The following is a 25,494-nucleotide window of genomic DNA, read 5'->3' as shown; positions in this document are numbered from 1 at the left end:
GGATCGGAGCAGGCCGCAAGGGGGTGGGGCTGGTGTCCAATGTGAGGGCTATAGCGCGTGCGATGCAAAAAAGGGAGGCTTGCGCAGCGTTGCGCAAGCCTCCCTTCACGATGTCGGGGCCTGGGAATCGCGCACGTGCGGCCTGGCCGCGGCGCGCGGGCTCAGCTTTCGAGCTGGCGCAGCAGGCTGCGCACGTCGCCGTCCATGTCGGCGTCGCGCGTGCGCAGTTCCTCGATGAGGCGCACGGCGTGGATCACGGTCGAGTGATCGCGGCCGCCGAACTTGCGACCGATTTCCGGGTACGAGCGCGGCGTGAGCACCTTGGCGAGGTACATCGCCACCTGACGCGGGCGTACGACGGCGCGGGCGCGGCGCTTCGAGCTCATCTCGGTACGGTCGATGCGGTAGAACTGGCAGACCGTGCGCTGGATCTCGTCGATCGTGATGCGGCGGCGGTTGGCCGAAAGGATGTCGGTAAGCTGTTCCTCGGCGAGCTGGAGCGAGACTGGCTGGCCGGTCAGCTGGGCGTAGGCGATCAGCTTGTTGAGGCCGCCCACGAGTTCGCGCACGTTGCGGTTGATGGTGCGGGCAAGGAACTCGATCACGTCGGCGGGCACGTCGATCGAGGCGAAGCGCTGCAGGCGATTTTCCAGGATCGCGCGGCGCAGTTCGATGTCGGCGGGCTGGATGTCGGCGACGAGGCCCATCGACAGGCGCGAGAGCAGTCGCGGCTCGACCCCGTCGAGCGCTTGAGGCGCGCGGTCGGCGGCGAAGACGAGGCGCTTGCCTTCCTGGAGGAGCGCGTCGATCGTGTAGAGCAGCTCTTCCTGGGCCGAGGCCTTGCCGATGATGAACTGAATGTCGTCGACCAGCAGGAGGTCGAAGCCACGCAGGCGCGCCTTGAATTCGATCATCTGGTTCTGGCGCAGAGCCTGGACGAATTCGACCATGAAGCGCTCGGCCGAGCAATAGAAGATCCGGGCGTGCGGGTGGTTGGTCAGGTAGGCGTGGCCGATGGCGTGCAGCAGGTGGGTCTTGCCCTGGCCGGTCGAGCCCTTGAGGTAGAGCGGCGAGAACTGCGGCTTTTCGGTCGCGGCCATGCGCTGCGCGGCGTTGCAGGCAAGGACATTGCTTTCGCCGGTCACGAACGAGGAGAAGGTCTGCGAGGCGTCGATGCCAGCGGGGCCCTGGCCGAGCGCGGTGAAGGCTTCGCCCGAAAGCGCGGCCGAAAGCGAATCGCTCGATCCGTTGGCCGAATCGTTGGCCGGAGCGCGGCTGGGGCGGCCGCCGCTGCCAAGGCGCAGTTCGGGAAGCTGGCGGCGACCCGGCTGCACGAGAATGCGCACGTGGCGCACGTCGGGGCGCGCGATCTTCCAGGCCAGCGAGAGACGATCGGCGAAGCGATCGTTGACCCAGTTCGCCGAGAATTCGGTGGGCAGGTACAAGTCGAGCGTACCGGTTTCCTTGCAATACGTGCCCGGCTGAATCGGCTTGATCCACTGGCTGTGCGCCTGGTGGCCGAGATCCTTGCGCAGACCCTGGCTGATGTCAGCCCAGTCCGCTGCCAGGTTCACCGCTTCACGCTCCTCTTCCGTCGTCACTTTGACTGCCTTGACCTTCTTGCTTGCGCTGTTCGCGCCCTGACCCGCTGAGGAAACTGACACCTTACCGAACTCCCCTGGTTCGCCGCCTAACCTGGATGGCACCGCGCGGAACCGACTCGCGAAAGCGCCGCCAACGGCAACGAGAGGGACAAAACGTCCCCGAGCTGCAAAGCTACTTTGCAGCCGTCGTTTCCACTATAGCGCGATTTCCCCGACCAGTTCCGCAATGGCCGAGCGCCCTTTTAGGGAGGGCTTTGGCCTCGGCGCAATACGGTCATCCCAAAATAAAAAAATTTAAGACAGTTGACTCACGTAAGTCTGCGGGAAACGCCGTAACAAAACTGTTTTATGGCAGTTTTTCAAGGGTTTGCGCCAGCTGCCTCAGCGAATCGCGGTGTTTCCTAGGCTTTCTTCACGGGCCCAGGAAACGCCTGCGCACAACGCAACAAAGCCGGGGATCGCCTCCCCGGCTTTGTTCCACTTTCGTACTGAAACAGCCTCGAACGGGAGGTCCCGCCGGGCCGAATCAGAGAAGGCTCAGAGCGCGGCGACGCGCTTCGTCAGGCGCGACATCTTGCGCGCGGCGGTGTTCTTGTGGAGCACGCCGCGGGCAACGCCACGAGCCAGCTCGGGCTGGGCAGCCTTGAGGGCTTCGGCGGCGGCCGACTTGTCACCACCGGCGATCGCGGCCTCGACCTTCTTCACGAAGGTGCGGATGCGGCTGACGCGGTTGGTGTTGATGAGAGCGCGACGATCATTGCGACGGATGCGCTTACGGGCTTGCGGCGTATTGGCCATTAACGTTCCTCTGTATGGCCGCCACGCGGCCCCTTGCCTGGTCGAATCTCGAAAATTCGGCGAGCGGACTCGCCGGAAAGCGCGCCCCTTAGCGGTGGGAGGCGTTTTCGTCAAGATGCAGCAGGTTCTGGAAACGGCTCATTTCTGGCATTTCCGGCACCAGAACGTGCTGCGCCCGCCCTGCACGAAGCGCAGGACCGGCGCGCTACATAGGCAGGGCTGGCCTTCACGTCCATAGACCTGCCAGGAAGTCGCGAAATATCCCAGTTCGCCGGAGGGCTGTGCGTAGTCGCGGATCGTCGATCCGCCCGCCGCGATCGATTCGGTAAGAACCGCGCGAATCGCGGGCACCAGACGCTTCAGCGCGGGCAGGGTGACCTTGCCCGCGGCCTTGTCGGGCCGGATCCCGGCGCGAAACAGCGCCTCGCAGACATAGATGTTGCCAAGGCCCGCGACGAGGCTCTGGTCGAGCAGGAGCAGCTTCACTGGGGCGATCCGGCCCTTGAACGCCGCCGCGAGGTGCGCGGGTGTCAGCTCTGCGCCAAGGGGTTCGGGACCCATTTCGGCGAACGGGCCCCAGCTTTCGAGTTCGACGGTCGGCACCAGATCGACCGAGCCGAATCGGCGTGCATCATTGAGCGCGAGGGTGTGGCCCGAGCCTGTCTCGAGCACGAGGTGATCGTGCTTCTCGGGGCGCTCGGGTTCGATTCGCCAACGGCCCGACATGCCCAGGTGAAAGACCATGGTGCGCTCGCGATCGGTATGGATAAGACCGTATTTCGCGCGGCGACCCATGCCGGTCACCCGCGCGCCGGTGAGCGTCTGCACCAGGTCGGGCGGGAAGGGGCGGCGAAGGTCGGGCCGGTTGAGCGTGACGCGGGCGATCCGCTCGCCATCGAGAAAGCGCGCAAGGCCGCGCACGGTCGTTTCGACTTCGGGAAGTTCGGGCATGGTCTGCCTTGTGTAGGTACGATCCGCCCGCGATGCGAGGGGGCAGGCAAAAGGGCGGCACACGATTACAGAATTGTAAGTGCTGCCTGCGAGGCTTCGGGTATGAAGCGAATCGTTCCTGGCCTGGCTCTTTTTGGTGCCGCTGCGCTGACCTGCACTGGCGCCGCCAAGGCGCATCCGGGAGGTCTTGATCGCAGCGGTTGCCACAACGAGCGCCGCACGGGCACTTACCATTGCCATCGCGCACCCGCGCCGCGAACGCTGGCTGCGCCTGCGCGGCCGAGCTCCGATGGGGCGGCTTATTACCCCAACTGCACGGCGGTGCGGGCGGCGGGCCGTGCGCCCTTGCGGCGCGGCGAGGCAGGTTACCGCGCGGACCTCGACCGGGACGGCGACGGGATCGCCTGCGAATAGCGCGCGGTTGCACCGGTGGCGCGGGCCCCTTGCGCTTTGCCGTCGCCTTCGCGCGGCGGGCACGTTAAGCCCCCCGGTCATGACCCGACCTCACTCGACCTCTTCGTTGCGCGCCACGCTGCTGCTCGGCCTCGCCATGTTGTTCTGGGCCGGCAATTCGATCGTCGGGCGCGGGGTGCGCAGCGAAATCCCGCCTTTCTCGCTCGCGTTCGGGCGCTGGGTGATCGCCGTGCTGATCGTCCTGCCGCTGGCCTGGCCGCGTCTTCGTGCGCAATGGCCGCAGATACGCGAGGGGTGGGGCTGGCTGGTCGTGCTGGGGGTGCTGGGCGTGGTCTGCTTCAACTCCTTCGTCTATTCGGGCCTTCACTTCACGAGCGCCTCGAACGCGCTGCTCTTGCAGGCGGGGATCCCGACGTTCGTATTGCTTCTCGAGTTCGTGCTGTTCCGCGGGCGCCCGGCCTGGCTCCAGGCGTTGGGCGTGGCGGTCTCGACGCTGGGCGTGCTCTTCATCGTGTTTCGCGGCGACTGGCAGGCGGTGCTGGCCTTGCGCATCGGCGGCAAGGGCGACGCGCTGATCCTGTGCGGGGTCGCGTGCTGGTCGTTCTACACCGTGCTCTTGCGCAAGAAGCCGGCGGTCGATGCCCCGGTCTTCGTGTTCCTGACCTTCCTGCTGGGCGCGCTCGCGCTGGCCCCGCTCGCGGGCTGGGAGGCGGCGCAAGGGTTACAGGTGCACTGGTCGCTGCCGGTGCTGGGCGCCTTTCTCTATGTCGGCCTGTTCCCTTCGGTCCTGGCCTTCTTCATCTACATCGCCGCGACGGCCGAGCTGGGGCCGATGCGTGCGGGCCAGGCGATCACCTTGATGCCGCTGTTCGGGGCGCTTCTGTCCACCTTGCTGTTGGGCGAAGTGCTGGTGGCCTATCATCTTGTGGGCATGGGGCTGATCCTGGCCGGGATCGTGCTCTCGGCGCTCGCGCTGCGCACGCGGGTGAAAACACCAGTGGCGCTCCGGAGCGCACGGGGCTAGAGGACGTGGCCATGAGTGAAACGGTTTCCTTCGGATACGAAGAGGTCGCCGCCGAGGAGAAGGCCGGCAAAGTCGGCGCCATCTTCTCCAATGTCGCGCGCAAGTACGATATCATGAACGATGCGATGTCGGGTGGCATGCATCGGGTGTGGAAGGATACGTTCGTGCGGCGGGTCAAGCCCCAGCCCGGTGAGCAGATCCTCGACATGGCGGGCGGCACCGGCGACATCGCCTTTCGCATGGAAGCCAGGGGCGCCGTCGTCACCGTTTCGGACATCAACCAGGACATGCTCGACGTGGGCATCGAGCGCGCGATGGAGCGCGGTATCGACACGCTCGTGTGGTCGCGCCAGAACGCCGAGGAACTGGCTTTCCCCGACCGTCATTTCGACGCCTACACGATTGCCTTCGGCATTCGCAACGTCACCCATATCGACAAGGCGCTGGCCGAGGCGCACCGCGTGCTCAAGTACGGCGGGCGCTTCTACTGCCTCGAATTCTCGACCACCGAGTGGCCGGGCTTCAAGGAAGTTTACGACGCCTATTCGCACAAGCTGGTCCCCAAGATCGGCCAGATGATCGCGGGTGACGCCGATTCGTACCGCTATCTCATCGAATCGATCCGCCGCTTCCCGCCGATGCCCGAATTCGAGGGCATGATCCGCGCGGCCGGCTTCAAGCACACCAAGGTCGAACCGATCCTGGGCGGGCTCGTGGCGATCCACTCGGGCTGGAAGGTCTGAGGCCCGACACGTGACCTCGCGACTGACGCATATCGCACGGCTCCTCAAATGGGGCCGGGTCCTCGCTCGCCACGGCGCGCTGCGTGGGATCGAGAACGACCGCAACGCGCCCGCGCCGGTGAAGCGCTTGTGCCGCATGGCCCGCTTCGGCGCGCGTCAGGGCGACGAGCCCGACTACGCGGGCGCTTTCCAGTCGATCGGCCCGGCGGCGATCAAGCTGGGCCAGGCGCTCGCCACGCGGCCCGACCTTGTCGGCGAGGGCCCTGCGAAGAACCTGCTGACCTTGCAGGACAGCCTGCCGCCGGTCGATTTCGCGCTGATCCGAAGGCGCATCGAGGACAGCTTCGAGCGCCCGCTCGAAGAAGTTTTCGCCAGCTTCGATCCCGAGCCGATCGGCGCCGCCTCGATTGCGCAGGTCCACGCGGCGACGACGCCCGACGGGCGCAAGGTGGCGGTGAAAGTGCTGCGTCCGGGCATCCGCGAGCAGTTCAACCGCGACGTCGAGACCTACGAGTGGGCCGCCGCGCACCTCGAGGCCTTCGGCGGCGAGGCGGCGCGCCTGCGCCCGCGCGCGGTGATCGCCAACCTCAAGCGCTGGACCGTGCGTGAGCTCGACTTGCGCCGCGAGGCGGCTTCGGCCTCGGAACTGGCCGACGGGATGAAGTCGGTCGACGGTTACCGCATTCCCGCGATCGACTGGGACCGCACCAATGGCCAGGTTCTGACGCTCGAGTGGATCGACGGCATCAAGATGAGCAACCTCGAGGCGCTCAACGCGGCGGGCTACGACCTGCCCGAACTGGCGCACCGGCTCGTGCTCACCTTCCTCAAGCAGGCGATCTCGGCGGGCTTCTTCCACGCCGACATGCACCAGGGCAATCTCTTCGTGCAAGGGAGCCCGCAGGACGCGACGATCGTTGCCATCGACTTCGGCATCATGGGCCGGATCAACCGGCAGGCGCGGCTGTGGCTGGCGGAGATCCTCTACGGCCTCACCACCGGCAACTACAAGCGCGTGGCCGAAATCCACTTCGAGGCGCAATACGTGCCGAGCTACCATTCGGTCGAGGAGTTCGCGACCGCGCTTCGCGCCGTCGGCGAGCCGATGCGCGGCAAGCCGGTGTCCGAGCTCTCGGTCGGGCAGATGCTCGACGGGCTCTTCGCGATCACCCGTGATTTCGACATGGCGGTGCAGCCCCACCTCCTGCTGCTCCAGAAGACCATGGTCATGGTCGAGGGGCTGGCGACCGCGCTCGATCCGCAGATCAACATGTGGGACGTCGCAGCGCCCTTCGTGAAGAACTGGATTCGCGACGAACTCGGCCCCGAGGCGGTGATCGCCGACCGGCTGCGCGAGGACCTTGCGACCCTGGCGCGCCTGCCCGCTCTGGTACGCCGCATCGAGGAGCGTTTCCCTCCCAAGGGCGGCGCCCCCGAACAGGCCCCGTTGCCCGAGATCGACCTCATCTGGGAGCGCAAGCGTAAACCCGATGGTAACCACCTTGGGGGCTATGTTCTCTCTGCAATCGTGGGGGGCATGGCCGCATGCGCGGTGACGTACTGGTACCTGATGACCTGACCGGGCCGGGGGCCATATCGGGCCCGACGCCGGCTCCGGATCGCTTTGCCGCCTGGCCGGCCTGGCTGGCGCGCATGGCTCTGGCGGCACTGGCGCTTCTGCTGGTCGCTTCCGCGTTCGTTCCGACCTTTCCGGCGGGCAGCCGTTCGCCCTGGCAGGGGGCGGTCGATGCCTCGGTGCCTGCCGAGGCGACGAGCGAAGAGCTTGATGCCGACGAGGACTACGACCAGGATATCGCGCTCTACAAGGTGGCCTCGAAGCGCATCGCGGCGGGCGAGAACTATTACGATTTCATCGTCTCCGAGCAGCGCGCGCGCGACTATCCGGTGAACCCGGGGCTTGCGGTGCGCCTGCCCACGCTCGCCTATATCAACGCCTATCTCGGCACGGCGGGGCAGGTCGTGGCCGCCCTTGCGCTGATGCTGGGGACGATCGTGGCCTGGTGGAACAAGCTGGGCGAAGATCCCGCGATCGCGCGCCAGCGCCGCCTGGCCTGCGCGATGGTGGCGGTGGGCGTCTCGCTCGCGCTTAATCGGCATTACTTTCCGCTCCACGAACTCTGGGCCGGGGGGCTGATCGCGCTGTCCTTCGGCTTGCACCGGATCGGCAGGCACGGGCAGGGTGGCCGCTGGATCGGGGCGTTCTGTGCCGCCGCGCTGGCGCTCGCGATTCGCGAGCACACGCTGCCTTTCGTTCTGCTCATGGCCGCCTTCGCGCTGTGGCAGCGCAACGGCCGCGAGGCACTGGCCTGGATCGCGCTCGTCGTGGTGTTCCTCGCCGCGCTCGCGCTGCACCTGCATCTCGTGGCGCGCGACGTCCTGCCCAGCGATCCGCATTCGGCGCCCTGGCTGGTCGCGCGCGGGCTCTCGGGCTGGCTCGCCAACATCGCGCAGGCGAGCAACTTGCGCTGGCTGCCGCACTGGCTGGCAGGCCCGGCGGTCATCCTGATGACGTTCGGGTGGCTGGGCTGGAACGCCCGCGCGGGCCTCTTCGGCTTCTTGCTCAGCGCGGGCTATGGCTTCGCCTTCATGATTGCGGGGCGCTGGGACAATTTCTATTGGGGGGCGATGGTCGCGCCGGCGATGTTCGCCGGGATCGTCTTCGCGCCCCGCGCGCTCGCTGGCCTGTGCGGCGCGGCACGCGAAACCCGGTTGGCTTCGGCCCCGCTTGCCGGTGCGCGCGGCGCATGACCGATACCCTCTAAACCGATTGCGTCGTGATGCCCGCTGTTGCACAAGCCCCGAGAATGAACGGACCGCGTATCCTCCTGGTCATCGGTGGCGGCATTGCCGCCTACAAGGCCTGCGAACTTGTCCGCCACATCCGCAAGGAAGGTGGCGAAGTCACTTGCGTCCTCACCGAGGGCGGAAGCCAGTTCGTCACGCCCATGGCGCTGGCCGCGCTTTCGGGTAATCCGGTCTACACCTCGCTCTTCGACCTCAAGGATGAAGTCGAGATGGGGCATATCGAGCTCAGCCGCGCGGCGGACCTGATCGTGATCTGCCCGGCGACCGCGAACCTGCTGGCCAAGATGGCCTCGGGCATTGCGGATGACCTCGCCACCACCATGCTGCTCGCCACCGACGCGCCGGTCATGGCGGTCCCGGCGATGAATGTGCGCATGTGGCAGCACGCGGCGACCACGCGCAACGTGCAGATCCTGCGCGAAGCCGGGGTCGACGTGATGGAGCCCGACGAGGGCACGATGGCCTGTGGTGAGTTCGGCCCGGGACGCCTGCCGGATCCGGTGGCGATCTGGCAGCGGATTGCCTGGGGCCTCGGCCTCGGCCCGGTCGAGGTTGCGCCGGTTCCGGGCGGTCTCGAAGCCGAGCCGCGCTACCCCGGCCTCCCGCCCGCCACGGGTGAGGACGGGCGCGTCTGGCAACCCGAATTCAGCGATCCCGAACCCGAGGAGCAGGACGAGGGCGGCATGGGCCTGGGTGGCCTGTCGGGGGGGATGATCCTGCGCGCAGGTGGCTCCACGAAGAAGGCGATCGCCTTCGAGGAGGCGGCCCCGACAGCTCCCGGCAAGGCGGCCGAAGGACTCGGCCTCACCTCGCTCATGGCGAAGAAGGGCGGTGCGCGCGCAGCCCCGCCGACCGATCCGGAGGCCATCAACCATCTTCTTTCGGTGCATGGCGATGCCGTGCGCCCCGATCCGCTGCCCGGTGAGGATCCCTTCGCCCATCCCACGATGGGCGTTGGTTCGGCCCTCGATACGCCATTCATGCCCGGCGAAGGGCCGCTTGCCGGACGTCACGTGCTGGTGACGGCCGGCCCGACCTGGGAGCCGATCGACCCGGTGCGCTACATCGCCAACCGCTCTTCGGGCAAGCAGGGCTTCGCGATCGCTGCCGCGGCTGCGCGCGCGGGCGCGCGCGTGACGCTGGTCGCCGGGCCGGTCCATCTGCCGACGCCCATCGGGGTCGACCGGGTCGACGTGGAGAGCGCGCTCGACATGGCCGAGGCGGTCAAGCAGGCGCTGCCCGCCGACATCGGGGTGATGGTGGCTGCGGTGGCCGACTGGCGCCCGGTGAGCGCAGCCGGTCAGAAGCTCAAGAAGCGCGGTTCGGCCCCGCCCGCGCTGATCCTGACCGAAAACCCCGACATTCTCGCGACCGTCGCCTCGCGCCCCGATCGCCCGCCGCTCCTGATCGGCTTCGCGGCCGAGACCAACGACGTGATCAAGTACGCAAAGGACAAGCGCAAGCGCAAGGGCGCCGACTGGATCATCGCCAACGACGTGTCGGGCGATGTCATGGGCGGCGATGCCAACGCAGTCCACATCGTGCGCGGCGAGGACGTGATCTCGCTACCCGAAATGCCCAAGGAGGAGGTCGCGAACCTTCTCGTGGAAAGGATGATCGATGCATTCGCCAGCTAACGTTCCCGTGCCCCTCAAGGTCCTGCCCCACGGCAGGGGCCTTCCGCTACCCGCCTATGCCACCGCGGGGGCTGCGGGCATGGACGTGGTTTCGGCCGAGGACGTGACGATCGCGCCGGGCGCGCGCCACGCGGTGGCGACGGGGCTGGCCATGGCGATCCCCGAAGGCTTCGAGATCCAGGTGCGCCCGCGTTCGGGCCTCGCGCTCAAGCACGCGATCACCGTGCCCAACACGCCGGGCACGATCGATTCGGACTACCGCGGCGAACTGAAGGTGATTCTTATCAATCACGGCAGCGAGCCATTCTCGATCGTGCGCGGCGACCGCGTTGCGCAGCTCGTGCTCGCCCCGGTGATCCAGGCCAGCTGGCTCGAGGTCGAGGAACTCGATGAGACCGTGCGCGGGGAAGGTGGCTTCGGCTCGACCGGCGGGGTCACCGCGCTCGGCAACTGAGCGGGCCCGATGGCCTCGACACTGGACGGCGAGGCGGCGATCGAGCGGCTGGCGCTGGCGATGATCGCGTGCACCTTGCCCAAGGCGCAGTGGACCCACGAGGCGCATTTCGCCCTGGCCTTGTGGCTCGCCCGCCATCGCCACGAGCTGACCGCGCCGGATGCCTTGCGTGCTCTCATCACGCGCTACAACATGGCGACGGGTACGGCGAACAGCGACACCTCGGGGTACCACCATACGATCACGCGTGCCTCGATGCGCGGGGTGCGCGCGCAACTTGACGTGGCAGGGGAGCGTGCGTCGCTCGACGAAATCCTGAAGGGGCTGATGGCCTCGCCATTGGGACGGGCCGACTGGCTATTGGCCTACTGGAGCCGGGACGTCCTCTTCGGTGTCGCGGCGCGGCGCACCTGGGTGGAGCCGGATCTGGCGCCGCTGCCCTGGTAGGTGCGCCTCAGTCCTTGTCGGCGCGCTTGGCGCGGCGGCGCCTGACCACCCACCACCCCGCGCCACCAAGGCCGATCGCCGCGATCGCGCCGCGCGCTACCGTGGCGAAGGCCGCCTCGAGCGCGCCGATCGTCACGCCCCAGAAGAGCTGCGACATGATGGCCATGAAGGTGTTCATCGTCTCGGGGTATCCCGCGTCCGGTGTCGAGTTGGCAAGCCCCTCATTACGAAGGCTGGCGCTGGCGGGGTGTGCGCCCTGAGGGTTGCGCTCGTATAACAGGGCATTTCATATAGCCTTAGGGCGAGCCCGCCTTGCGACGAGCCCGCCCCTCGGTGTCTCCCTCTTCAAGGGGGAGCCTGTCAATATCGGGTGTTCGGCAGTGTTACTTGCCTTCCGGTGCCACTGTAATGCGCACGGTCTCGCCCGAGTTCCCGGGGAAATCGGTAAACATCGCATCGACGAGATTGGGAACCAGATATTGCAGGCGATTGGAGGTCGAAAGGGCCTGTGCCTTGCCTTCGAAGAGGCGCTGGCCGTCCTTGGCGCGGTCGATCTTCAGTTTGATGCCGCTGGTGTAAACGGTGTAGGAATCGATCCCGCCCGCAAAATAGGGATCGTAGAAGCCATAGCGCCAGGGGCCGCCGTAGTAGCCGCCGAACCCACCAAATCCGCCGAACCGGCCGTAGCGGCCATAACCGTACCAGGGGTCGAAGTAGGGCGAGCGCGACTGGATGCGTTCGCGCCCATTGTCGACACCGTAGTCGAAGCGCACGATGAGATCGGCGTTCGAGGGGCTGCTTGCGGCGGTGTAGCCCAGCTCGTTCATGTGCTTGGCGACGAGGCTGGCGTATTGCGCGAATTCAAGGCCACCGGCCAGTTCCGGATCGTCGGCGACGATGGCGAAGGACTGGCCCGCGGGCGCGGGAAGCTGGGACTGGAAGCGCGAGACGTCGGCGTTGAACGGGGCGGCGCAGGCCGCGACCGCCACCAGCATCAGCGCGGCAAGTGCCATGCGTATGCGGGCAAAGGAGGCGCCGGCCGGGTGCGCCCGTTTGGTCTGGCCGAAAGATTGGATCATCCTACTCACTCCACATGCCTCTCTCTGGGCGATCGGCGGGATCGAATCCCCGGACCCGCAGCCGGGGGCCGAACCGAAGAGGCGCGGCATCGTCAATACTGTCCAGGGCCTGAATAGCGGTTGAATGGCGCCGCGCTTGCGACGAACCGCCTGCGCGTGGATGGGCCTTGCCCAAGGCTTTCCCCAATCGACGCTGGTCCAGGGCTGGATAGGCAACGCCCTGTGATATAGGCACTTTGCACAGTGAAAGCGAGTCCGGCTCATGCGCATTCTCTCGATCAATTGCGGTAAGGTGGCGCGCTTTCGCGGCGCCGACGAGCACAGCGCCATCGCCAAGCGCGCGGTGGCGGGCCCGGTGCGGGTCGGCTGGCTCGGGCTCGAAGGTGACGAACAGGCCGATCTGGCGGTCCACGGCGGCCCCGAAAAGGCGATCCACCACTACCCGCACGATCATTATCCGTTCTGGCGCGAGGCGATCGGACCACACCCCCTGCTCGACGCTGCGGGGGCTTTTGGCGAGAACATCTCGACCCAGGGGCTGACCGAGGAGAGCGTGTGCATCGGCGACCGATTCCGGCTCGGCAGTGCGCTCGTCGAGGTCGCGCAGGGGCGCCAGCCCTGCTGGAAGCTCGACCATCGCTTCGACGGGGCCAAGGTCATGGCCGGCGTCGTAACGAGCGGGCGTTCGGGCTGGTATTACCGCGTTCTGGAAGAGGGGCAGGTCACGGCGGGCGACGAACTGGAGCTCGTCGAGCGCGCTTATCCGCAATGGAGCGTGGCACGGGTCTTCTCCTTGCTGATCGCGGGCGGCTACAAGGCCGACCGCGCGGGGCTCGAGGCGCTCGGCGCGGTGACGCCGCTGGCCGAAGCCTGGTCCCGGCGCCGCGAGAAACTTCTGGGGTAAAGATCTTTTCATGAAACGGGATTGGCTGGGCGGGGCGCTGGCCCTGTCGTGCCTGCTGGCATCACCTGTGGTTCGCGCCCAGGCGGTGGAGGCACGGGTGACGGACGAGCAAGCCGCGCCGGAGCGGCTCTGGACCGGCCGCGCACGCACGCTGATGGAACAGCTCGATACGCGCTGGGGACGGCCCGACGGCTGGCAGGGCGCGGGCGGCTGGCAGCGCTTCGTGCTCGTCGACCTGATGATCGCCTACCGCGCGCGGACGGGCGACACGCGCTGGGACAGCCGCATCCACACCGCGCTGCGCACGCGCGACCGGCTCGCGCTCAACGACGATGCGCTCTGGGCGGTGATCGCCAGCGTCGACGGCTGGCGTCTGGAAGGGGATCCGGAACTGCTCGATTACGCGGCCGATACCTTCACCGGCCTCGTCGAGACTTATTGGGACGAGACCTGCGGTGGCGGCATCTGGTGGGGGCCGCATCGGACCTACAAGAACGCGATCACCAACGAACTCCTGCTGACCGCGGCGACACGCCTTTACGCCGCGACCGGGCAGGACAGCTACAAACAGTGGGCGCTGCGCAGCTGGGGCTGGCTGGCGGCCTCGGGCATGATCGGGCACGATGGCCTCGTCAACGACGGGCTCGCGATCGACGCGCGCACCGGGCAATGCCGCAACAACGGCCAGCCGCGCTGGAGCTATAACCAGGGGGTGCTGCTGAGCGGCCTGTCCGACCTGACCACGATCACGGGAAGCCCCGTCTATCGGCAAAGGGCGGTCGTGACGGCGACCAACGCACTGGCGACGCTCGTCAATCCCGACGGTACGCTGCGCGAGCCGGTGCCCTCGATCGGGGTGGACGGGCTCGCCTTCAAGGGGATCTTCGCGTTCCATCTCGCCGCGCTCATGGACGTCCTGCCCGAAAGTCCCGAGAAGGCGGCTCTACGCGAGGCGGCGCGGCGCAACGCCGAGGCGATCTGGCGGATCAGCGCGCAAGGGACTGGTCCCATCGATTCGGACTGGACCGGGCAGACGGGGCAATATGGCGCGGCCGCGCAGGCCTCGGGTATCGCGATGCTGCTCGCGGCCGATCGTTAAGGGCAGGAGAAACGGAGGAATTCGAGGGGCAGGACCCCTCGAGCTCCCGATCCCGTTCAGCCGCGCACGAGGCCCAATGCGTCGTAGGCGGCGTGGAGCGTGGGCAGCGCCAGTTCGCGCGCTTTCGCCGCGCCTTTGGCGAGGATCGCGTCGAGCGCCGAGTAGTCCTTGCGAAGCTCGTTGAAGCGCGCGTTGATGGGGCTGAGCTTCTCGACCAGCACTTCGCCGAGTGCAGGCTTGAACTTGCCGAAGCCCTCACCGCCGAAGTCGGAGAGGATCGCCTCGATGCTCTGCCCGGTCATCGCCGAGTAGATGCCCACCAGGTTGCTGGCTTCGGCGCGGCCTTCGAGGCCCGCCTTTTCGCTGGGCAGCGGCTCGGCGTCGCTCTTGGCCTTCTTGACCTTCTTCATGATCGTGTCGGCATCGTCGGTGAGGTTGATGCGCGCCATGTCCGAAGGGTCGGACTTGCTCATCTTGGCCGAACCGTCGCGCAAGGACATGATGCGCGCGGCCTCGGGCGGGATGATCGGTTCGGGCAGGGTGAAGACCGGGGCCTCTTCGCTGGCGAAGTCGTTGTTGAATTTCTGCGCGATGTCGCGGGCAAGCTCGAGGTGCTGCTTCTGGTCCTCGCCCACAGGCACGTGGGTGGCCTGGTAGAGCAGCACGTCGGCGGCCTGGAGCACCGGGTAGGTGAACAGCGCGACCGAGGCGCCCTCGCGGTTCTTGCCCGACTTGTCCTTGAACTGGGTCATGCGCGAGAGCCAGCCCATGCGTGCGGTGCCGTTGAGCAGCCATTGCAACTCGGCGTGCTGGGGGACCTGGGTCTGGTTGAACAGGATCGAGCGTTCGGGATCGATCCCGCAGGCGACGAGCGCGGCGGTCATCTCGCGGGTGTTGGCCGAGAGCGCCTTGGGGTCGTGCGGCATCGAGATCGCGTGCAGGTCGGCCAGGAAGTACAGGCTCTGCCCGCCCTGCGCGGTCACGTCCTCCTGCATCTTCACCCAGTTCTTGATGGCGCCGAGGTAGTTGCCGAGGTGAAGGTTGCCCGTAGGCTGGATGCCGGAGACGATACGCATGGTTTTTCGTGCCTGTGGTTATTCCGAAAGATCGACCGGATCGGCCTTCGCCGCCGGTCGGCGACGCCGTAGCTGGGCAAGCAGGTCCTTGTCGAGGGCTCCGAAGAGGTAGGCCGCGACGAAGAACACGACGAGACCGACCCCGACCAGCGCGCCAAGCGACCAGACCTTCTCGATCACGTGGCCGGCGTAGTGGCTCGCCAGCCGCGGGACGAGCGCCCAGAGCGCAGCGCCCATCACCGCGCTCGCCAGGATCTGGCGCGCGATGCGCGAGGCGAGCTTGAGGGTGAAGTGGAACCAGCCGCGCAGCTGCAGCACGGCGTAGAGGGTCGCCACGTTGAGGCTCGAGGTGAAGGCGGTGGCGCCGGCAAGGCCGACGATGCCGAAGCGCGGCACGACGGCGATGTTGACGCCGATGTTGATGAGAAGGGTGACCGTGGCGATCCACACCGGGGTGCGGGTGTCCTCGCGGCTGAAGAAGGCGGGCTGGAACACTTTGACCAGAACGTAGGAGGGCAGTCCGCAGACGAGCGCGACGACGATCGCGGCCATGGTGTCGCCATTGGCCTGCGTCATCTTGCCGCCCACGAAGAAGGCGGTGACGAAGGCCGGGGCGCAGACCGCGAGCGCGACCGCGGCGGGGATCGTGAGCAGGCACGCGATCTCCACGGCATTTGCCTGGAGGCGCTGCGCGCCCGCTTCGTCCTTGCCCTGGATATGGCGCGCGAGCATCGGCAGGATCGCGGTGCCGAGCGCAATGCCGACGATGCCGAGGGGCATCTGGTTGAGCCGGTCGGCGTACTTGAGCAGGGTCAGCGAGCCCTGGGCAAGCGAGGTCGCGAAGAACGTGTCGACGAACTGGCTGATCTGGTAGACGCCCGCGCCGAAGGTGGCGGGCAGGATCAGCAGGCACAGCTTGCGCACGTCGCGGGTGAAGCGCGGGGCGCTGATCTTGAGGCGAACGCCCGCCTTGCGCGTCGCCCAGCCCATGTAGGCGAGCTGCGCGACCCCCGAGGCACTGACCGCGATGGCCACGCACCAGGCCACGATCTGGTCCGATCCGCTCGCCTTGCCGAGGAAATAGCCGGTGACGATACCGGTGATCAGCACCAGGTTGAGCAGCACCGGCACGAACGCGCCGGGGGCGAATTTCGAGTGGGCGTTGAGCACGCCCGAGAGCATCGCGACGAGGCTGACGAGCCCGAGATAGGGGAAGGTCGTGCGGCTGAGCGCGACGGCCAGCTCGAACTTGCCGGGGACCGACTGGTACTCGCCCGCGAGCAGCCAGACGATCGCGGGCATGGCGATCATCGCCAGCGCGGAAAAGCCCAGCAAGACCCAGACGAAGACCGAGAGCACGTCGCTGGCGAAGCGGTTCGCCGCGTCCTCGCCGCCGCCATCGGCCTCCGCGGCCGCGAGCGTGCGCGTGTACATCGGCACGAAGGCGACCGAGAAGGCGCCCTCGGCGAAGAGCCGGCGGAAGGTGTTGGGCAGCACGAAGGCGAGCTGGAAGGCGTCGGCGGCAAGACCGGCGCCCAGTACGCGCGCGAGCAGGATGTCGCGGGCGAAGCCGAAGATCCGGCTAAGGGCGGTCAGGCCACCGATGGTGCCGACGTTGCGGACGAGACTCATGCCTTGAAGCGTCCTCTTTAACGCCGGTTCATGGGAAATGGGCAAGGCCGGGCGCGGGCACGAGCGCCCGCGTCCGGCGTTTCAGGTCCGGTATCAGACCCGCGCGTGGGTCAGGCGTGGCCCATCGGCGGGTCGCCGGCGTTCACGCCCTGCTGCTGGGCCTGGAGCTGCTGGACGTAAAGCCCGTTGAAGTCGATCGGCTCGAGCATGAGCGGTGCGAAGCCGGCATCGCGCACGGCGTCGGCCACCACGCGGCGGGCGAAGGGGAACAGGATGCGCGGGGCTTCGGCGAAGAGGAAGGCGTGGGCCTGGCCTTCGTCGAGGCCGCGCATGCCCACCAGGGCGCAGTAGCTGAGGTCGACCACGAAGGCGGTGCCGGCCTGCGCCTTCGAGGTGCAGGTGATCTTCAGTTCGACTTCGTGCACTTCGCCTTCGATGGCCTGTGCCGCGATGTTGAACTGCACGTCGATCGAGGGGACGTCCTGCCACTGGAAGCACTGCGGCGCGTTGGGGTTCTCGACCGAGAGGTCCTTGACGTACTGCGAGATGATGCCCGCGCTCGGGCCCATGTCGGCGCCGTTGCCCAGGTTGAGGTCGGAGATCACGTTGCCTTCGTCGGCCATGCTATGCTTATCCCGCTTTGATCCAGAAAATTTCGAAGCTGCCCCCCGCGCGTTGGCGCAGGGGAAGCGATTCTCGCGCGCTAGAGCATTTTTGCGCTTCGTGGAACACCCCAAGTGCGAAGCGGTCGGTGCAATCTGCCTGGGTCGGGCTCGGGATGTCGAAAAAAAGACCCGATATGGCCACTCACGCGTTGTTCATTTGTCAACCGTACCTATCTGAGGCTATGTTAAGAGAAATACTGGACCGGCAAACCGGGCCCAAATCGGACCCGGTGCCAGCCCTTAAGGAAGGAATGGGTACACGAACGTGACACCGGAAATCGTCATCCTGGCCATGATCGCAGCGTTCCTCGGCTTGCGGCTCTATTCCGTGCTTGGCCGCCGTGCCGAGCATGAGGAGGAGCCCATTGCCGGTCGCTTCGAAGGGCAGCAGGGGCAGCCCGGTGGCGTGCGGCCGCAGCCGCACAAGCGCCCGGAAATCCGCAGCGAAGAGCCCGCCGCGCGTGGTCCGGCAGATCAGCGCATGCGCGAGGTGCCGGTCACTTCTCCGATGGCCGAGCGCGGGCTTTCCGCAATCGCCGGCGCGGACCGTCGCTTCGACGCCTTCGCCTTCCTCGAAGGCGCGCGCGGGGCCTATCGGCTCGTGCTCGAGGCGTTCTGGAAGGGCGACAAGGCCGAGCTGCGTGCGCTGTGCGACGACTCGGTGCGCGAGAGCTTCGAGGCCGCGATCGACGAACGCGTCGCGGCAGGCGAGACGCTCGACAACAAGTTGGTGCGCATTGAGGACGTGAAGATCGTCAGCGCAGGGATCGAAGAGGGGGTCGCGCGCATCACCGTGCGCTTCCGTTCGGACATCGCTGCCGTCACCCGCGATGCCGAAGGTCACGTCGTGGCCGGTTCGCTCGACGATGCGATCGAGGCGGTCGATGTCTGGACCTTCAGCCGTCCGGTGCGTTCCTCGGATCCCGACTGGATGCTCGAGGAAACCGACGCCGGTTGATCTTTTCCGCGCGATTGCGCAGGTAACGGGCAGGAAACGCACCTTCGCGTTTCGCTGCCCGTTTTGTTTTGCCCTTGCGTCCGGCTCGTAGCGGCCCAACCGCTCGTGGCGCCTTCCTCGTCAGGAGTGTGTTCCCCTTGGTCCGAACAATCCGTTCGACAGCGATCCGTCCCCGGGCGCGGCCTGCGCGTGCGAACCTGCGTGGGGTTTTCGTGGCGGCGGTGCTCTGCGCGCTGCTCGCCGCCTGCGTCGGTCCGCGCTCCGGCGGGGAGCCGGGCGGGGTGGCGCCGGTGCCGGAGAGCGCCCTGGCGCTCGGTGTCCGTGCCGGTCCACCGCTGGCCTCGCTTCCGCTTGGGCTCCTCGACGCCCAGGCGGCGTTGTCCGGTTTTGCCGAAAGCTGCCCCAAGCTTCTCGTGCGCCGCGATGCCAGCGGACTGACCCGTCCACAGGATTGGAGCGAGGCCTGCGCGGCGGCATCCCATTGGGCGCCGGAGCAGGCGCCCGCCTTCTTCGCGAACTATTTCGAGACCGCACGCATCGGCAACGCGCAGGCTTTCGCGACCGGCTATTACGAGCCCGAGATCGCTGGTTCGCGCACGCCGATGCCGGGGTATGACGTGCCGATCTACGGCATGCCGAGTGACCTCGTGCGCGCGAAGGCAGGCGAAGCGGCCCCGCTTGCCAACGGTTCCATGCCGCTCGGACGCTACGACGAGAGCGGTCGCTTCGTTCCCTACTATGACCGCGCCGCGATCGAGGCCGGGGCGCTCGCTGGAAAGGCACCGATCATCGCCTGGGCTCACGATCCGGTCGAGGTGTTCTTCCTGCAGGTGCAGGGCTCGGGCATGCTGCGGGCGCCCGACGGCAGCGTGATGCGCATCGGCTATGCCGGGCAGAACGGTTTGCCTTATACCGGGATCGGAGGCGTGATGCGCGAGCGCGGGTTGATCGGCAGCGGTCCAGGGCAATATCCCGGCTCGATGCAGGGCATCATGCAGTACATCCGCGAGAACCCCGAGGCGGGCAAGGCGCTGATGAACGAGAACCGCTCCTGGGTCTTCTTCCGTGAACTGACAGGCGACGGCCCGGTCGGCGCGCTGGGTGTCACCGTCCGGGCGCACGCCTCGGTGGCGACCGACCCGCGCTTCGTGCCGCTTGGCGCGCCGGTCTGGCTCGACCTCGACCGACCCGAGGCCGATGGCCTGTGGGTGGCGCAGGACACCGGGGGCGCGATCAAGGGCGCGAACCGGTTCGATACGTTCTGGGGTAACGGCGACCAGGCCCGGGTCACCGCCGGTGGCATGTCGGGACGGGGCGAGGCGCTGGTGCTGCTGCCGCGAGGGGCGATCGCCCGGCTCGAAGGTCAGTGAGAATGGCACGGGTGTGGCGGTGAGGCGGCCGGGGCGCAGGCTCAGCGAGGAAGAGGCGCGTCTCTGGGGCGAGGTGGCGCGCACGGTCAAGCCGCTCGCCCCGGCCACGCGTGTGCCCGTCGCGAAGGCGCAGCCGCCCGCCAAGGACGCGCCCGCGCCCGCACCGACCGTCCCCCGCAAGAAGGTCAAAGGGCGCGTGCCGCCACCCCTGCCGCCCAAGCCCGTCGCGGCCAAGCCTGCGGCGAAGTCCGATGCGCCTGTCCATCTTGACGGTTCGTGGGAGCGGCGCATCGCCAAGGGCACGCTGCTGCCCGACTTCAGTCTCGACCTTCACGGCTCGAACCTCGACATGGCCTACCGCCGGTTGATGGGTGGGCTGTCGCAGGCCAAGGCGATGGGCGCGCGCGTGGTGCTGGTGGTGACCGGCAAGCCGCGTCCGGTGGATGCGATGGACCGGGCCGACAGTCGCGGCGCCATTCGCGCCAAGATCAAGGATTGGCTTATGGTAAGCGAGCATGCCAGCGACATCGTGGCCATTCGCGGGGCACATCGGCGGCATGGCGGGCAGGGGGCGCTCTACATCGTGCTGAGGCGCCACCGCTAGAGCGTTTCTCGATCCGACTGCGTCAGGTTGGCCGCTCTATGCTCTTGTTTTACCGCGTTTTCTGAAATGCCAAGTGATTCACTATGGCTGGAAAACGCTCTCGGCACAGTTGGCCTTTTGGGCCTCCCCACTGTCGAAAATAGCAAAAAGGCCGCATGAATATCATGCGACCTTTTGAATAGATCAGCTGAAACGCGAACTCAGGTCTGAGGCAACTTGATCATTTCTTGCGAGGGCAAAAGTAAGTGGCCCCTTGCGGCGAAGCGACTGGCAAATCCAGATGCCTTTGTCTTCGCAATAGTTGCGCAAGTCCTGAAAGTTTTCGTCTAAATAAGAGAAGCGGGAGAATTCTGAAATAGTGTTCGTCATCCCTGGGATATAGACGAAAAATTCAAAAAATTCAACCCACCGTGATTCCGGCACTTTTTTCCGCCGAGAGCGCGGGGCTCGCGGGTCCGATCGGAGAGCGTGCGCGCGGCCTGGCGCCCTGGGCCGGCTTCCGGCGCCGGGGGCGGCGCTGCCACCAGAAGAGCAACCCGCTGATCGCGAAAAAGGGTAGGAACAGGCTCGAGACGAACAGCGCCGCGCGGCCGAACGGACCGAAGTAGGCGCCCTTGTGGATCTGGAACACCGCATCCACGATCCGCTGTCCCACGGGCACGTCCTTGTACGGTTCGGTTTTGAGCAGGGCGCCGTCCCTGGCGGCAAAGTCGTAAAGGTCGACCTGCTTGGCGTGGCGGGCGTTGCGAGGCAGGGCTTCGATCCTGACGCGCTGGCCGCCGCCCGCCATCGTGATCCGCGCCGAAGCGTAAGCCGGGACGGGCATGCGGGCGAGAGCGTTCCAGGCGGCGTTGGCGTGCCAGATCGGCGTGCCCTCGGCCTCGGCCTTGTCCTTGCCTTTGCTTTTCGGGTGCCTGGTTTCGTCGCACGTCGCCGTAGGGCCCACCAGCAGGAGGCGCACGCCGGTCTTGTAGGTATCGCTCCCCCACCACAGCCCGGTCAACGCGCTGACAAGGTAGAGCGGGAGCAGCCAGAGGCCAACCACCCGGTGGAGGACGCGCAGGCGACCCTTGCGCTGGCGGAGGTCGAGAACCAGCAGCTTGCGCCACTGGCGGCGCGTACGCGGCCAGCGCAAGGCCAGGCCGGTCATGGCGAAACCAAGCAGTGCGAGCGCGCCGAGGAAGGTGATCGTGCGGCCCGGACCATCCCCCTTGCCGGGGAGGGCCAGCCAACGGTGGACGTGCTCGATCGTCGCAAAAGCGCGCACGATGGCGGGTTCGGGAAGCCAGGCTCCACTGGCGCGATCGACCCGGCCGGTCATCCGGTTCGGTGCGGCGTGGCCACCCGGTGCTCCGGAGGGCGAGCCGACCAGTCGCACCTGGTGCGACTGGTCGCGATCCATCGTCCAGTCGATCCGGTTTACGTGGTAGCCCGGGAAGCGCGCCTCAAGGCGAGTGGCCAGCGCGTCGGGCGAGAGATCCGGCGACGCGGGCGTGCCGGGCGCGGTGTAGGTGGGGGCGAGCAGGCCCGTGAGTTCGTCCTCGTAGGCGAGCATCGCACCGGTCGCGCCCATCGTCGCCAGCACCAGCCCAAGACTGATGCCGAGCCAGCTGTGGATCCGGAACAGGGTCCTTTTCATCGTCTGCGCAGTACCTTGCCTTGCCGCCCATGGCCTGGCAGTGCCTCTAATATAATTGCAAATGCCTCGCAATAGGAATAGTGGGCGCGCGCTCTACCCAATCTTTCGAAAGCGCGAGAATGTCCTTTGCGCTCCTGTTCGCTGCGGCCGCCGCGACGTCGGCAACGGCCGACCCGGCGTCCCCGGCGGCGCGCGCTTCGTCGATTACCGTGTCGTCTCGGACGAAGGCGACTATCGCGTCGATACCGTTACCCCCTCGGCCGCGCTGGTCCTGCGTCCAAGTGCGAAGAGCAGTCTCTACGCCTCCTATCTCCAGGGGCTGGAAAGCGCGGGCGTCGCGCCCGACGATGCCGAGAACGCGGGCGAGGTGCTGGCACCTGCGCGCAGCAAGCAGTGGGAAGTGGGAGCCCGTCTTGAGATCCTGGGCGCGTGTGCTGCGCTCAGCTGGTTCCACATCGACCAGGCGCTCGCCTATACCGACGCGGCCAACTATTACGTGGTGAACGGGCGCGCGCTCTATCGCGGCTTCGAAGCCTCGCTCCAGGGGAACCTGGCGAAGAACGTCTCGCTTGCCTTGTCCGGCCAGCGTCTGGTTTCCGAGCAGGCCAAGACCGGTTCGGACGAACTCGACGGCAACGAGGTGGTCAACGCGCCGCGCTGGTCGGGTTCGGCCTTCGCCGTCAACGGCGGTGCCTGCTACACTGGCGCGCGCTTTTCCGACGATGAGAACCTTGCGCGCCTGCCCGGCTACGTGCCGTTCAGCCTCGGCGCCAACTACCGCTGGGAAATGCCCTCGGGCCAGGTCGTGACCTTGCGCATCAACGGCGACAACATCTTCAACAAGCGTTGCTGAGCGACCGGCGGGACGAGCCTCTATGCGGGCGATGGCCCGAGCGTGCGCGCCTCGGTCTCTCTGTCCATGTGAGCCGGCGCGGCCATGGGCTGCCGGGCACGAAAGAAGGGGCGGTAACCGCGTGGGTTCCCGCCCCTTCTTCGTTGGGACCTGGTAGCTCGCGCGGGGCGATCAGGCGACCGGTTCGGCGGTCTTCTGCGCACCTTGCGCGATTTCGGCCGGAGCCTCGTTGCGGATCAGGAAGTCGAACGCCGAGAGCGCTGCCTTCGCGCCTTCGCCCATCGCGATGATGATCTGCTTGTAGGGCACGGTGGTCGCATCGCCCGCCGCGAAGACGCCGGGGATGTTGGTGGCCGCCTTGTCATCGATCACGATCTCGCCGCGCGGCGTGAGTTCCACACCCGAGTCCTTGAGCCACTCGGTGTTGGGGACGAGCCCGATCTGGACGAACACGCCTTCCAGTTCGAGCAGCGTCTCGACGCCGGTGTCGCGGTCCTTGTAGCGCAGCCCGTTGACCTTCGAGCCGTCGCCGGTGACTTCGGTCGACTGTGCGTTCGTGAGGATCACCACGTTCTTCATCGAGCGCAGCTTGTCCTGCAGCACCTGGTCGGCGCGCAGCTTGGTGTCGAACTCGATGAGCGTCACGTGGCCCACGATGTTGGCCAGGTCGATCGCCGCTTCGACGCCCGAGTTGCCGCCACCGATGACTGCGACGCGCTTGCCCTTGAACAGCGGGCCGTCGCAGTGCGGGCAATAGGCCACGCCCTTGGTGCGGTACTCGGCTTCGCCGGGCACGCCCAGGTTACGCCAGCGCGCGCCAGTGGTCAGGACCAGCGAGCGCGCCTTGAGCGAGGCGCCGTTCTCGAACACCACTTCGTGGTAACCGCCCAGTTCCTTGGCCGGGATCAGCTTCTCGGCGCGCAGTAGCGGCATCGAGTCGATGTCGTACTCCTTGATGTGCTGTTCCAGCGCACCGGCGAGCTTGGGGCCTTCGGTATAGGGAACCGAGATGAAATTCTCGATGCCCATGGTGTCCTGGACCTGGCCGCCCATGCGTTCGGCCGCAATGCCGGTGCTGAAGCCCTTGCGCGCGGTGTAGATCGCGGCGGCCGCACCGGCGGGCCCACCACCGATCACGAGCGTTTCGAAGGGGGCCTTCTCGGCCAGCTTCGCGGCGGCCTTTTCGCCCGCCTTGCTGTCGAGCTTGGCGAGGATCTCGGCGACGTCCATCTTGCCCGAACCCCACATCTCGCCGTCGAGGAAGACGGCGGGAACCGCCAGCACGCCGCGGTCCTCGACTTCGGCCTGGAATGCGCCGCCTTCGATCAGGGTGGCGTGCACGTTGGGGTTGTTGAGCGCCATCAGCGCCAGCGCCTGCACCACGTCGGGGCAGTTGTGGCACGAAAGCGAGAAATACATCTCGAAGGTGTATTCGCCCTCGAGCTCGCGGATCTGCTGGAGAACTTCGTCCTCGACCTTGGGCGGGTGGCCGCCGGCCCACAGCAGCGCGAGCACCAGCGAGGTGAATTCGTGGCCGAGCGGAACACCGGCGAAGCGCACGCAGGCCTCGGGGTTCGACGTACGGCGAATGAGGAAGCTGGGCTTGCGCGCGTCATTACCATCGAAGGTCGCGGCGACCTTGTCCGAAAGTTCGGAAATGGTGGTGAGCAGTTCGCGTGTTTCGGCCGACTTGGCATCGTCGCCCAGCGAGGCGACGAGCTCGATCGGCTCGCGCAGCATTGCGAGGTACTGGGAGAGCTGTTGCTTCACGGTGGCGTCGAGCATGGCAGGGTCCTTCTGGAAAGAGAGAAATGCGTTGGGGAGAGGGGCGGTCCGGGGCCTGGTTCCTGGTTCCACCGGGCCATATCTGGCCGGCATCCGGGGCGCGCGGGGGCGCGCTCGGGGGAGGGAAGGCCCCGGGCCGCGCACCATCTTCACGCGACCCGGATACCGCGGGGAGGGCCTCAGGCCCGCCCCGGATACGTTGTCGCGTCGGTCTTAGAGCTTGCCGACGAGGTCAAGCGAGGGAGCGAGGGTTTCCGAACCTTCTTCCCACTTGGCCGGGCAGACCTGGCCGGGGTTGTTGCGCACGTACTGGGCAGCCTTGATCTTGCGGACCAGTTCGCCCGCGTTGCGGCCAACGCCTTCGCAGGTGATTTCCATGATCTGGATCACGCCGTCGGGATCGACGACGAAGGTGGCGCGGTCGGCGAGGCCGGCATCGCGCAGAACGCCGAACTTCTTGGTGAGGTCGTGGTTCTGGTCACCGAGGAACGCGTACTTGATCTTGCCGATCTTGTCCGAGGTGTCGTGCCAGGCCTTGTGGCTGAAGTGCGTGTCGGTCGAGACGCCGAACACTTCCACGCCCATCGACTGGAGGGTGGCGTACTGGTCGCCGAGGTCTTCGAGTTCGGTCGGGCACACGAAGGTGAAGTCGGCGGGGTAGAAGAAGAAGACGGCCCACTTGCCGGCGATGTCGGCTTCGGTGACGTCGAAGAAGTCCTTGCCTTCCTGATAGGCAGTGTTGGTGAACGGCTGGATCTTGCTTCCGATGATACCCATGAGAAATCTCCCTCGGTTGGGTGTGTTGAACTGACGAGGGTGAGATAGGCGCACCGGGTGACATTTTGTAGCGGGTTGATCCGATTGGGTTGATCGGTTTGTGCGATTATTCGCAGGGAGATTGAGCGAAAACCTCGATAAAGCGCAGGTGCAGC

The 25,494-nt window shown here is 66.8% G+C and carries 25 protein-coding genes; 14 read left to right on the top strand and 11 right to left on the bottom strand.

The genetic code is table 11. From position 1 onward, the window contains the following. Positions 1-161 precede the first annotated feature (161 nt). The 3 genes from dnaA to mutM all read right to left on the bottom strand — a co-directional run bounded on the left by dnaA (position 162) and on the right by mutM (position 3,353). Positions 162-1,601, bottom strand: a complete 1,440-nt coding sequence (gene dnaA / locus HT136_RS18405) for a chromosomal replication initiator protein DnaA (RefSeq protein ID WP_214201286.1) — start codon at positions 1,599-1,601, stop codon at positions 162-164. Positions 1,602-2,141: 540 nt separating this feature from the next. Next, complete coding sequence (rpsT, locus tag HT136_RS18400) at positions 2,142-2,402, bottom strand: 30S ribosomal protein S20 (protein ID WP_214201285.1); 261 nt, start codon at positions 2,400-2,402, stop codon at positions 2,142-2,144. 138 nt (positions 2,403-2,540) lie between these two features. Then, positions 2,541-3,353 carry a bifunctional DNA-formamidopyrimidine glycosylase/DNA-(apurinic or apyrimidinic site) lyase gene (gene mutM / locus HT136_RS18395; RefSeq protein ID WP_214201284.1) on the bottom strand — a complete coding sequence of 271 codons (813 nt, stop codon included), beginning with the start codon at positions 3,351-3,353 and terminating at the stop codon, positions 2,541-2,543. 102 nt (positions 3,354-3,455) lie between these two features. Between mutM and HT136_RS18390 the strand changes: the two genes are divergently transcribed. The 8 genes from HT136_RS18390 (at position 3,456) to HT136_RS18355 (ending at position 10,898) form a co-directional block, all read left to right on the top strand. Further along, on the top strand, positions 3,456-3,767 hold the full coding sequence (locus tag HT136_RS18390; protein WP_214201283.1) for an excalibur calcium-binding domain-containing protein: 312 nt from the start codon (positions 3,456-3,458) through the stop codon (positions 3,765-3,767). A gap of 79 nt (positions 3,768-3,846) precedes the next feature. Further along, positions 3,847-4,791, top strand: a complete 945-nt coding sequence (locus tag HT136_RS18385) for a DMT family transporter (RefSeq protein ID WP_214201282.1) — start codon at positions 3,847-3,849, stop codon at positions 4,789-4,791. An 11-nt stretch (positions 4,792-4,802) separates the two neighbouring features. After that, entirely contained in the window at positions 4,803-5,534 is a 732-nt protein-coding gene (locus HT136_RS18380) for a class I SAM-dependent methyltransferase (protein ID WP_214201281.1), read from the top strand. A 10-nt stretch (positions 5,535-5,544) separates the two neighbouring features. Beyond that, the gene (ubiB, locus tag HT136_RS18375) at positions 5,545-7,113 is read left to right on the top strand and encodes a 2-polyprenylphenol 6-hydroxylase (RefSeq protein ID WP_214201280.1); all 1,569 of its coding nucleotides are present in this window, start codon (positions 5,545-5,547) and stop codon (positions 7,111-7,113) included. After that, positions 7,080-8,303: a hypothetical protein gene (locus HT136_RS18370; protein WP_246543889.1), complete on the top strand. Its 1,224-nt coding sequence runs from the start codon at positions 7,080-7,082 to the stop codon at positions 8,301-8,303. The genes ubiB and HT136_RS18370 overlap by 34 nt, the downstream gene beginning before the upstream one ends. 56 nt (positions 8,304-8,359) lie before the next feature. Then, positions 8,360-9,997 carry a bifunctional phosphopantothenoylcysteine decarboxylase/phosphopantothenate synthase gene (locus tag HT136_RS18365; RefSeq protein ID WP_214201279.1) on the top strand — a complete coding sequence of 546 codons (1,638 nt, stop codon included), beginning with the start codon at positions 8,360-8,362 and terminating at the stop codon, positions 9,995-9,997. Beyond that, positions 9,981-10,451 (top strand): dUTP diphosphatase, encoded by a 471-nt coding sequence (dut, locus tag HT136_RS18360; protein WP_214201278.1) that lies wholly within the window; start codon positions 9,981-9,983, stop codon positions 10,449-10,451. The genes HT136_RS18365 and dut overlap by 17 nt, the downstream gene beginning before the upstream one ends. Before the next feature lie 9 nt (positions 10,452-10,460). Continuing rightward, complete coding sequence (locus HT136_RS18355; RefSeq protein ID WP_214201277.1) at positions 10,461-10,898, top strand: hypothetical protein; 438 nt, start codon at positions 10,461-10,463, stop codon at positions 10,896-10,898. A 7-nt stretch (positions 10,899-10,905) separates the two neighbouring features. Here the strand turns inward: HT136_RS18355 and HT136_RS18350 are convergent, their stop codons facing one another. Together HT136_RS18350 and HT136_RS18345 are read right to left on the bottom strand one after the other, a co-directional pair. Next, positions 10,906-11,076, bottom strand: a complete 171-nt coding sequence (locus HT136_RS18350) for a hypothetical protein (RefSeq protein WP_214201276.1) — start codon at positions 11,074-11,076, stop codon at positions 10,906-10,908. A gap of 205 nt (positions 11,077-11,281) precedes the next feature. Next, complete coding sequence (locus tag HT136_RS18345) at positions 11,282-11,977, bottom strand: DUF4136 domain-containing protein (RefSeq protein ID WP_214201275.1); 696 nt, start codon at positions 11,975-11,977, stop codon at positions 11,282-11,284. A 262-nt stretch (positions 11,978-12,239) separates the two neighbouring features. Between HT136_RS18345 and HT136_RS18340 the strand changes: the two genes are divergently transcribed. After that, a complete protein-coding gene (locus HT136_RS18340; protein WP_214201274.1) occupies positions 12,240-12,881 on the top strand; it encodes an MOSC domain-containing protein in 642 nt (213 codons plus the stop codon). Positions 12,882-12,891: 10 nt separating this feature from the next. Continuing rightward, the gene (locus HT136_RS18335) at positions 12,892-13,980 is read left to right on the top strand and encodes a glycoside hydrolase family 76 protein (protein ID WP_214201273.1); all 1,089 of its coding nucleotides are present in this window, start codon (positions 12,892-12,894) and stop codon (positions 13,978-13,980) included. Positions 13,981-14,036: 56 nt separating this feature from the next. On the opposite strand, the gene trpS is transcribed toward HT136_RS18335, so the two are convergent. The 3 genes from trpS to secB form a co-directional block, all read right to left on the bottom strand. Beyond that, the gene (gene trpS, locus HT136_RS18330; RefSeq protein ID WP_214201272.1) at positions 14,037-15,056 is read right to left on the bottom strand and encodes a tryptophan--tRNA ligase; all 1,020 of its coding nucleotides are present in this window, start codon (positions 15,054-15,056) and stop codon (positions 14,037-14,039) included. A gap of 18 nt (positions 15,057-15,074) precedes the next feature. Continuing rightward, positions 15,075-16,688, bottom strand: a complete 1,614-nt coding sequence (gene murJ, locus HT136_RS18325) for a murein biosynthesis integral membrane protein MurJ (protein ID WP_214201271.1) — start codon at positions 16,686-16,688, stop codon at positions 15,075-15,077. 110 nt (positions 16,689-16,798) lie between these two features. Continuing rightward, the gene (secB, locus tag HT136_RS18320) at positions 16,799-17,311 is read right to left on the bottom strand and encodes a protein-export chaperone SecB (protein ID WP_214201270.1); all 513 of its coding nucleotides are present in this window, start codon (positions 17,309-17,311) and stop codon (positions 16,799-16,801) included. A gap of 307 nt (positions 17,312-17,618) precedes the next feature. Here secB and HT136_RS18315 point away from each other — a divergent pair, with 307 nt between their 5' ends. The 3 genes from HT136_RS18315 to HT136_RS18305 all read left to right on the top strand — a co-directional run bounded on the left by HT136_RS18315 (position 17,619) and on the right by HT136_RS18305 (position 20,285). Further along, a complete protein-coding gene (locus tag HT136_RS18315) occupies positions 17,619-18,311 on the top strand; it encodes a Tim44/TimA family putative adaptor protein (RefSeq protein WP_214201269.1) in 693 nt (230 codons plus the stop codon). 197 nt (positions 18,312-18,508) lie between these two features. After that, positions 18,509-19,681 carry a murein transglycosylase A gene (gene mltA / locus HT136_RS18310; protein ID WP_425516905.1) on the top strand — a complete coding sequence of 391 codons (1,173 nt, stop codon included), beginning with the start codon at positions 18,509-18,511 and terminating at the stop codon, positions 19,679-19,681. Between the two features lie 19 nt (positions 19,682-19,700). Continuing rightward, complete coding sequence (locus HT136_RS18305; protein WP_214201268.1) at positions 19,701-20,285, top strand: Smr/MutS family protein; 585 nt, start codon at positions 19,701-19,703, stop codon at positions 20,283-20,285. Positions 20,286-20,685: 400 nt separating this feature from the next. Here HT136_RS18305 and HT136_RS18300 read toward each other — a convergent pair whose 3' ends face one another. Beyond that, positions 20,686-21,924 (bottom strand): PepSY-associated TM helix domain-containing protein, encoded by a 1,239-nt coding sequence (locus tag HT136_RS18300; protein WP_214201267.1) that lies wholly within the window; start codon positions 21,922-21,924, stop codon positions 20,686-20,688. A 61-nt stretch (positions 21,925-21,985) separates the two neighbouring features. On the opposite strand from HT136_RS18300, the gene HT136_RS18295 reads away from it, so the two are divergent. Next, positions 21,986-22,777 carry a TonB-dependent receptor domain-containing protein gene (locus HT136_RS18295; RefSeq protein WP_214201266.1) on the top strand — a complete coding sequence of 264 codons (792 nt, stop codon included), beginning with the start codon at positions 21,986-21,988 and terminating at the stop codon, positions 22,775-22,777. A 171-nt stretch (positions 22,778-22,948) separates the two neighbouring features. Here HT136_RS18295 and ahpF read toward each other — a convergent pair whose 3' ends face one another. Continuing rightward, complete coding sequence (ahpF, locus tag HT136_RS18290) at positions 22,949-24,562, bottom strand: alkyl hydroperoxide reductase subunit F (protein ID WP_214201265.1); 1,614 nt, start codon at positions 24,560-24,562, stop codon at positions 22,949-22,951. 213 nt (positions 24,563-24,775) lie between these two features. Further along, a complete protein-coding gene (gene ahpC / locus HT136_RS18285) occupies positions 24,776-25,339 on the bottom strand; it encodes an alkyl hydroperoxide reductase subunit C (RefSeq protein ID WP_214201264.1) in 564 nt (187 codons plus the stop codon). Positions 25,340-25,494: the final 155 nt, after the last annotated feature.

It is taken from the genome of Novosphingobium profundi (assembly GCF_018491765.1).
Classification (GTDB): domain Bacteria; phylum Pseudomonadota; class Alphaproteobacteria; order Sphingomonadales; family Sphingomonadaceae; genus Novosphingobium; species Novosphingobium profundi.
The sequence above is the reverse complement of the archived record's forward strand: the minus strand, read 5'-3'. Positions and strand labels throughout refer to the sequence as shown.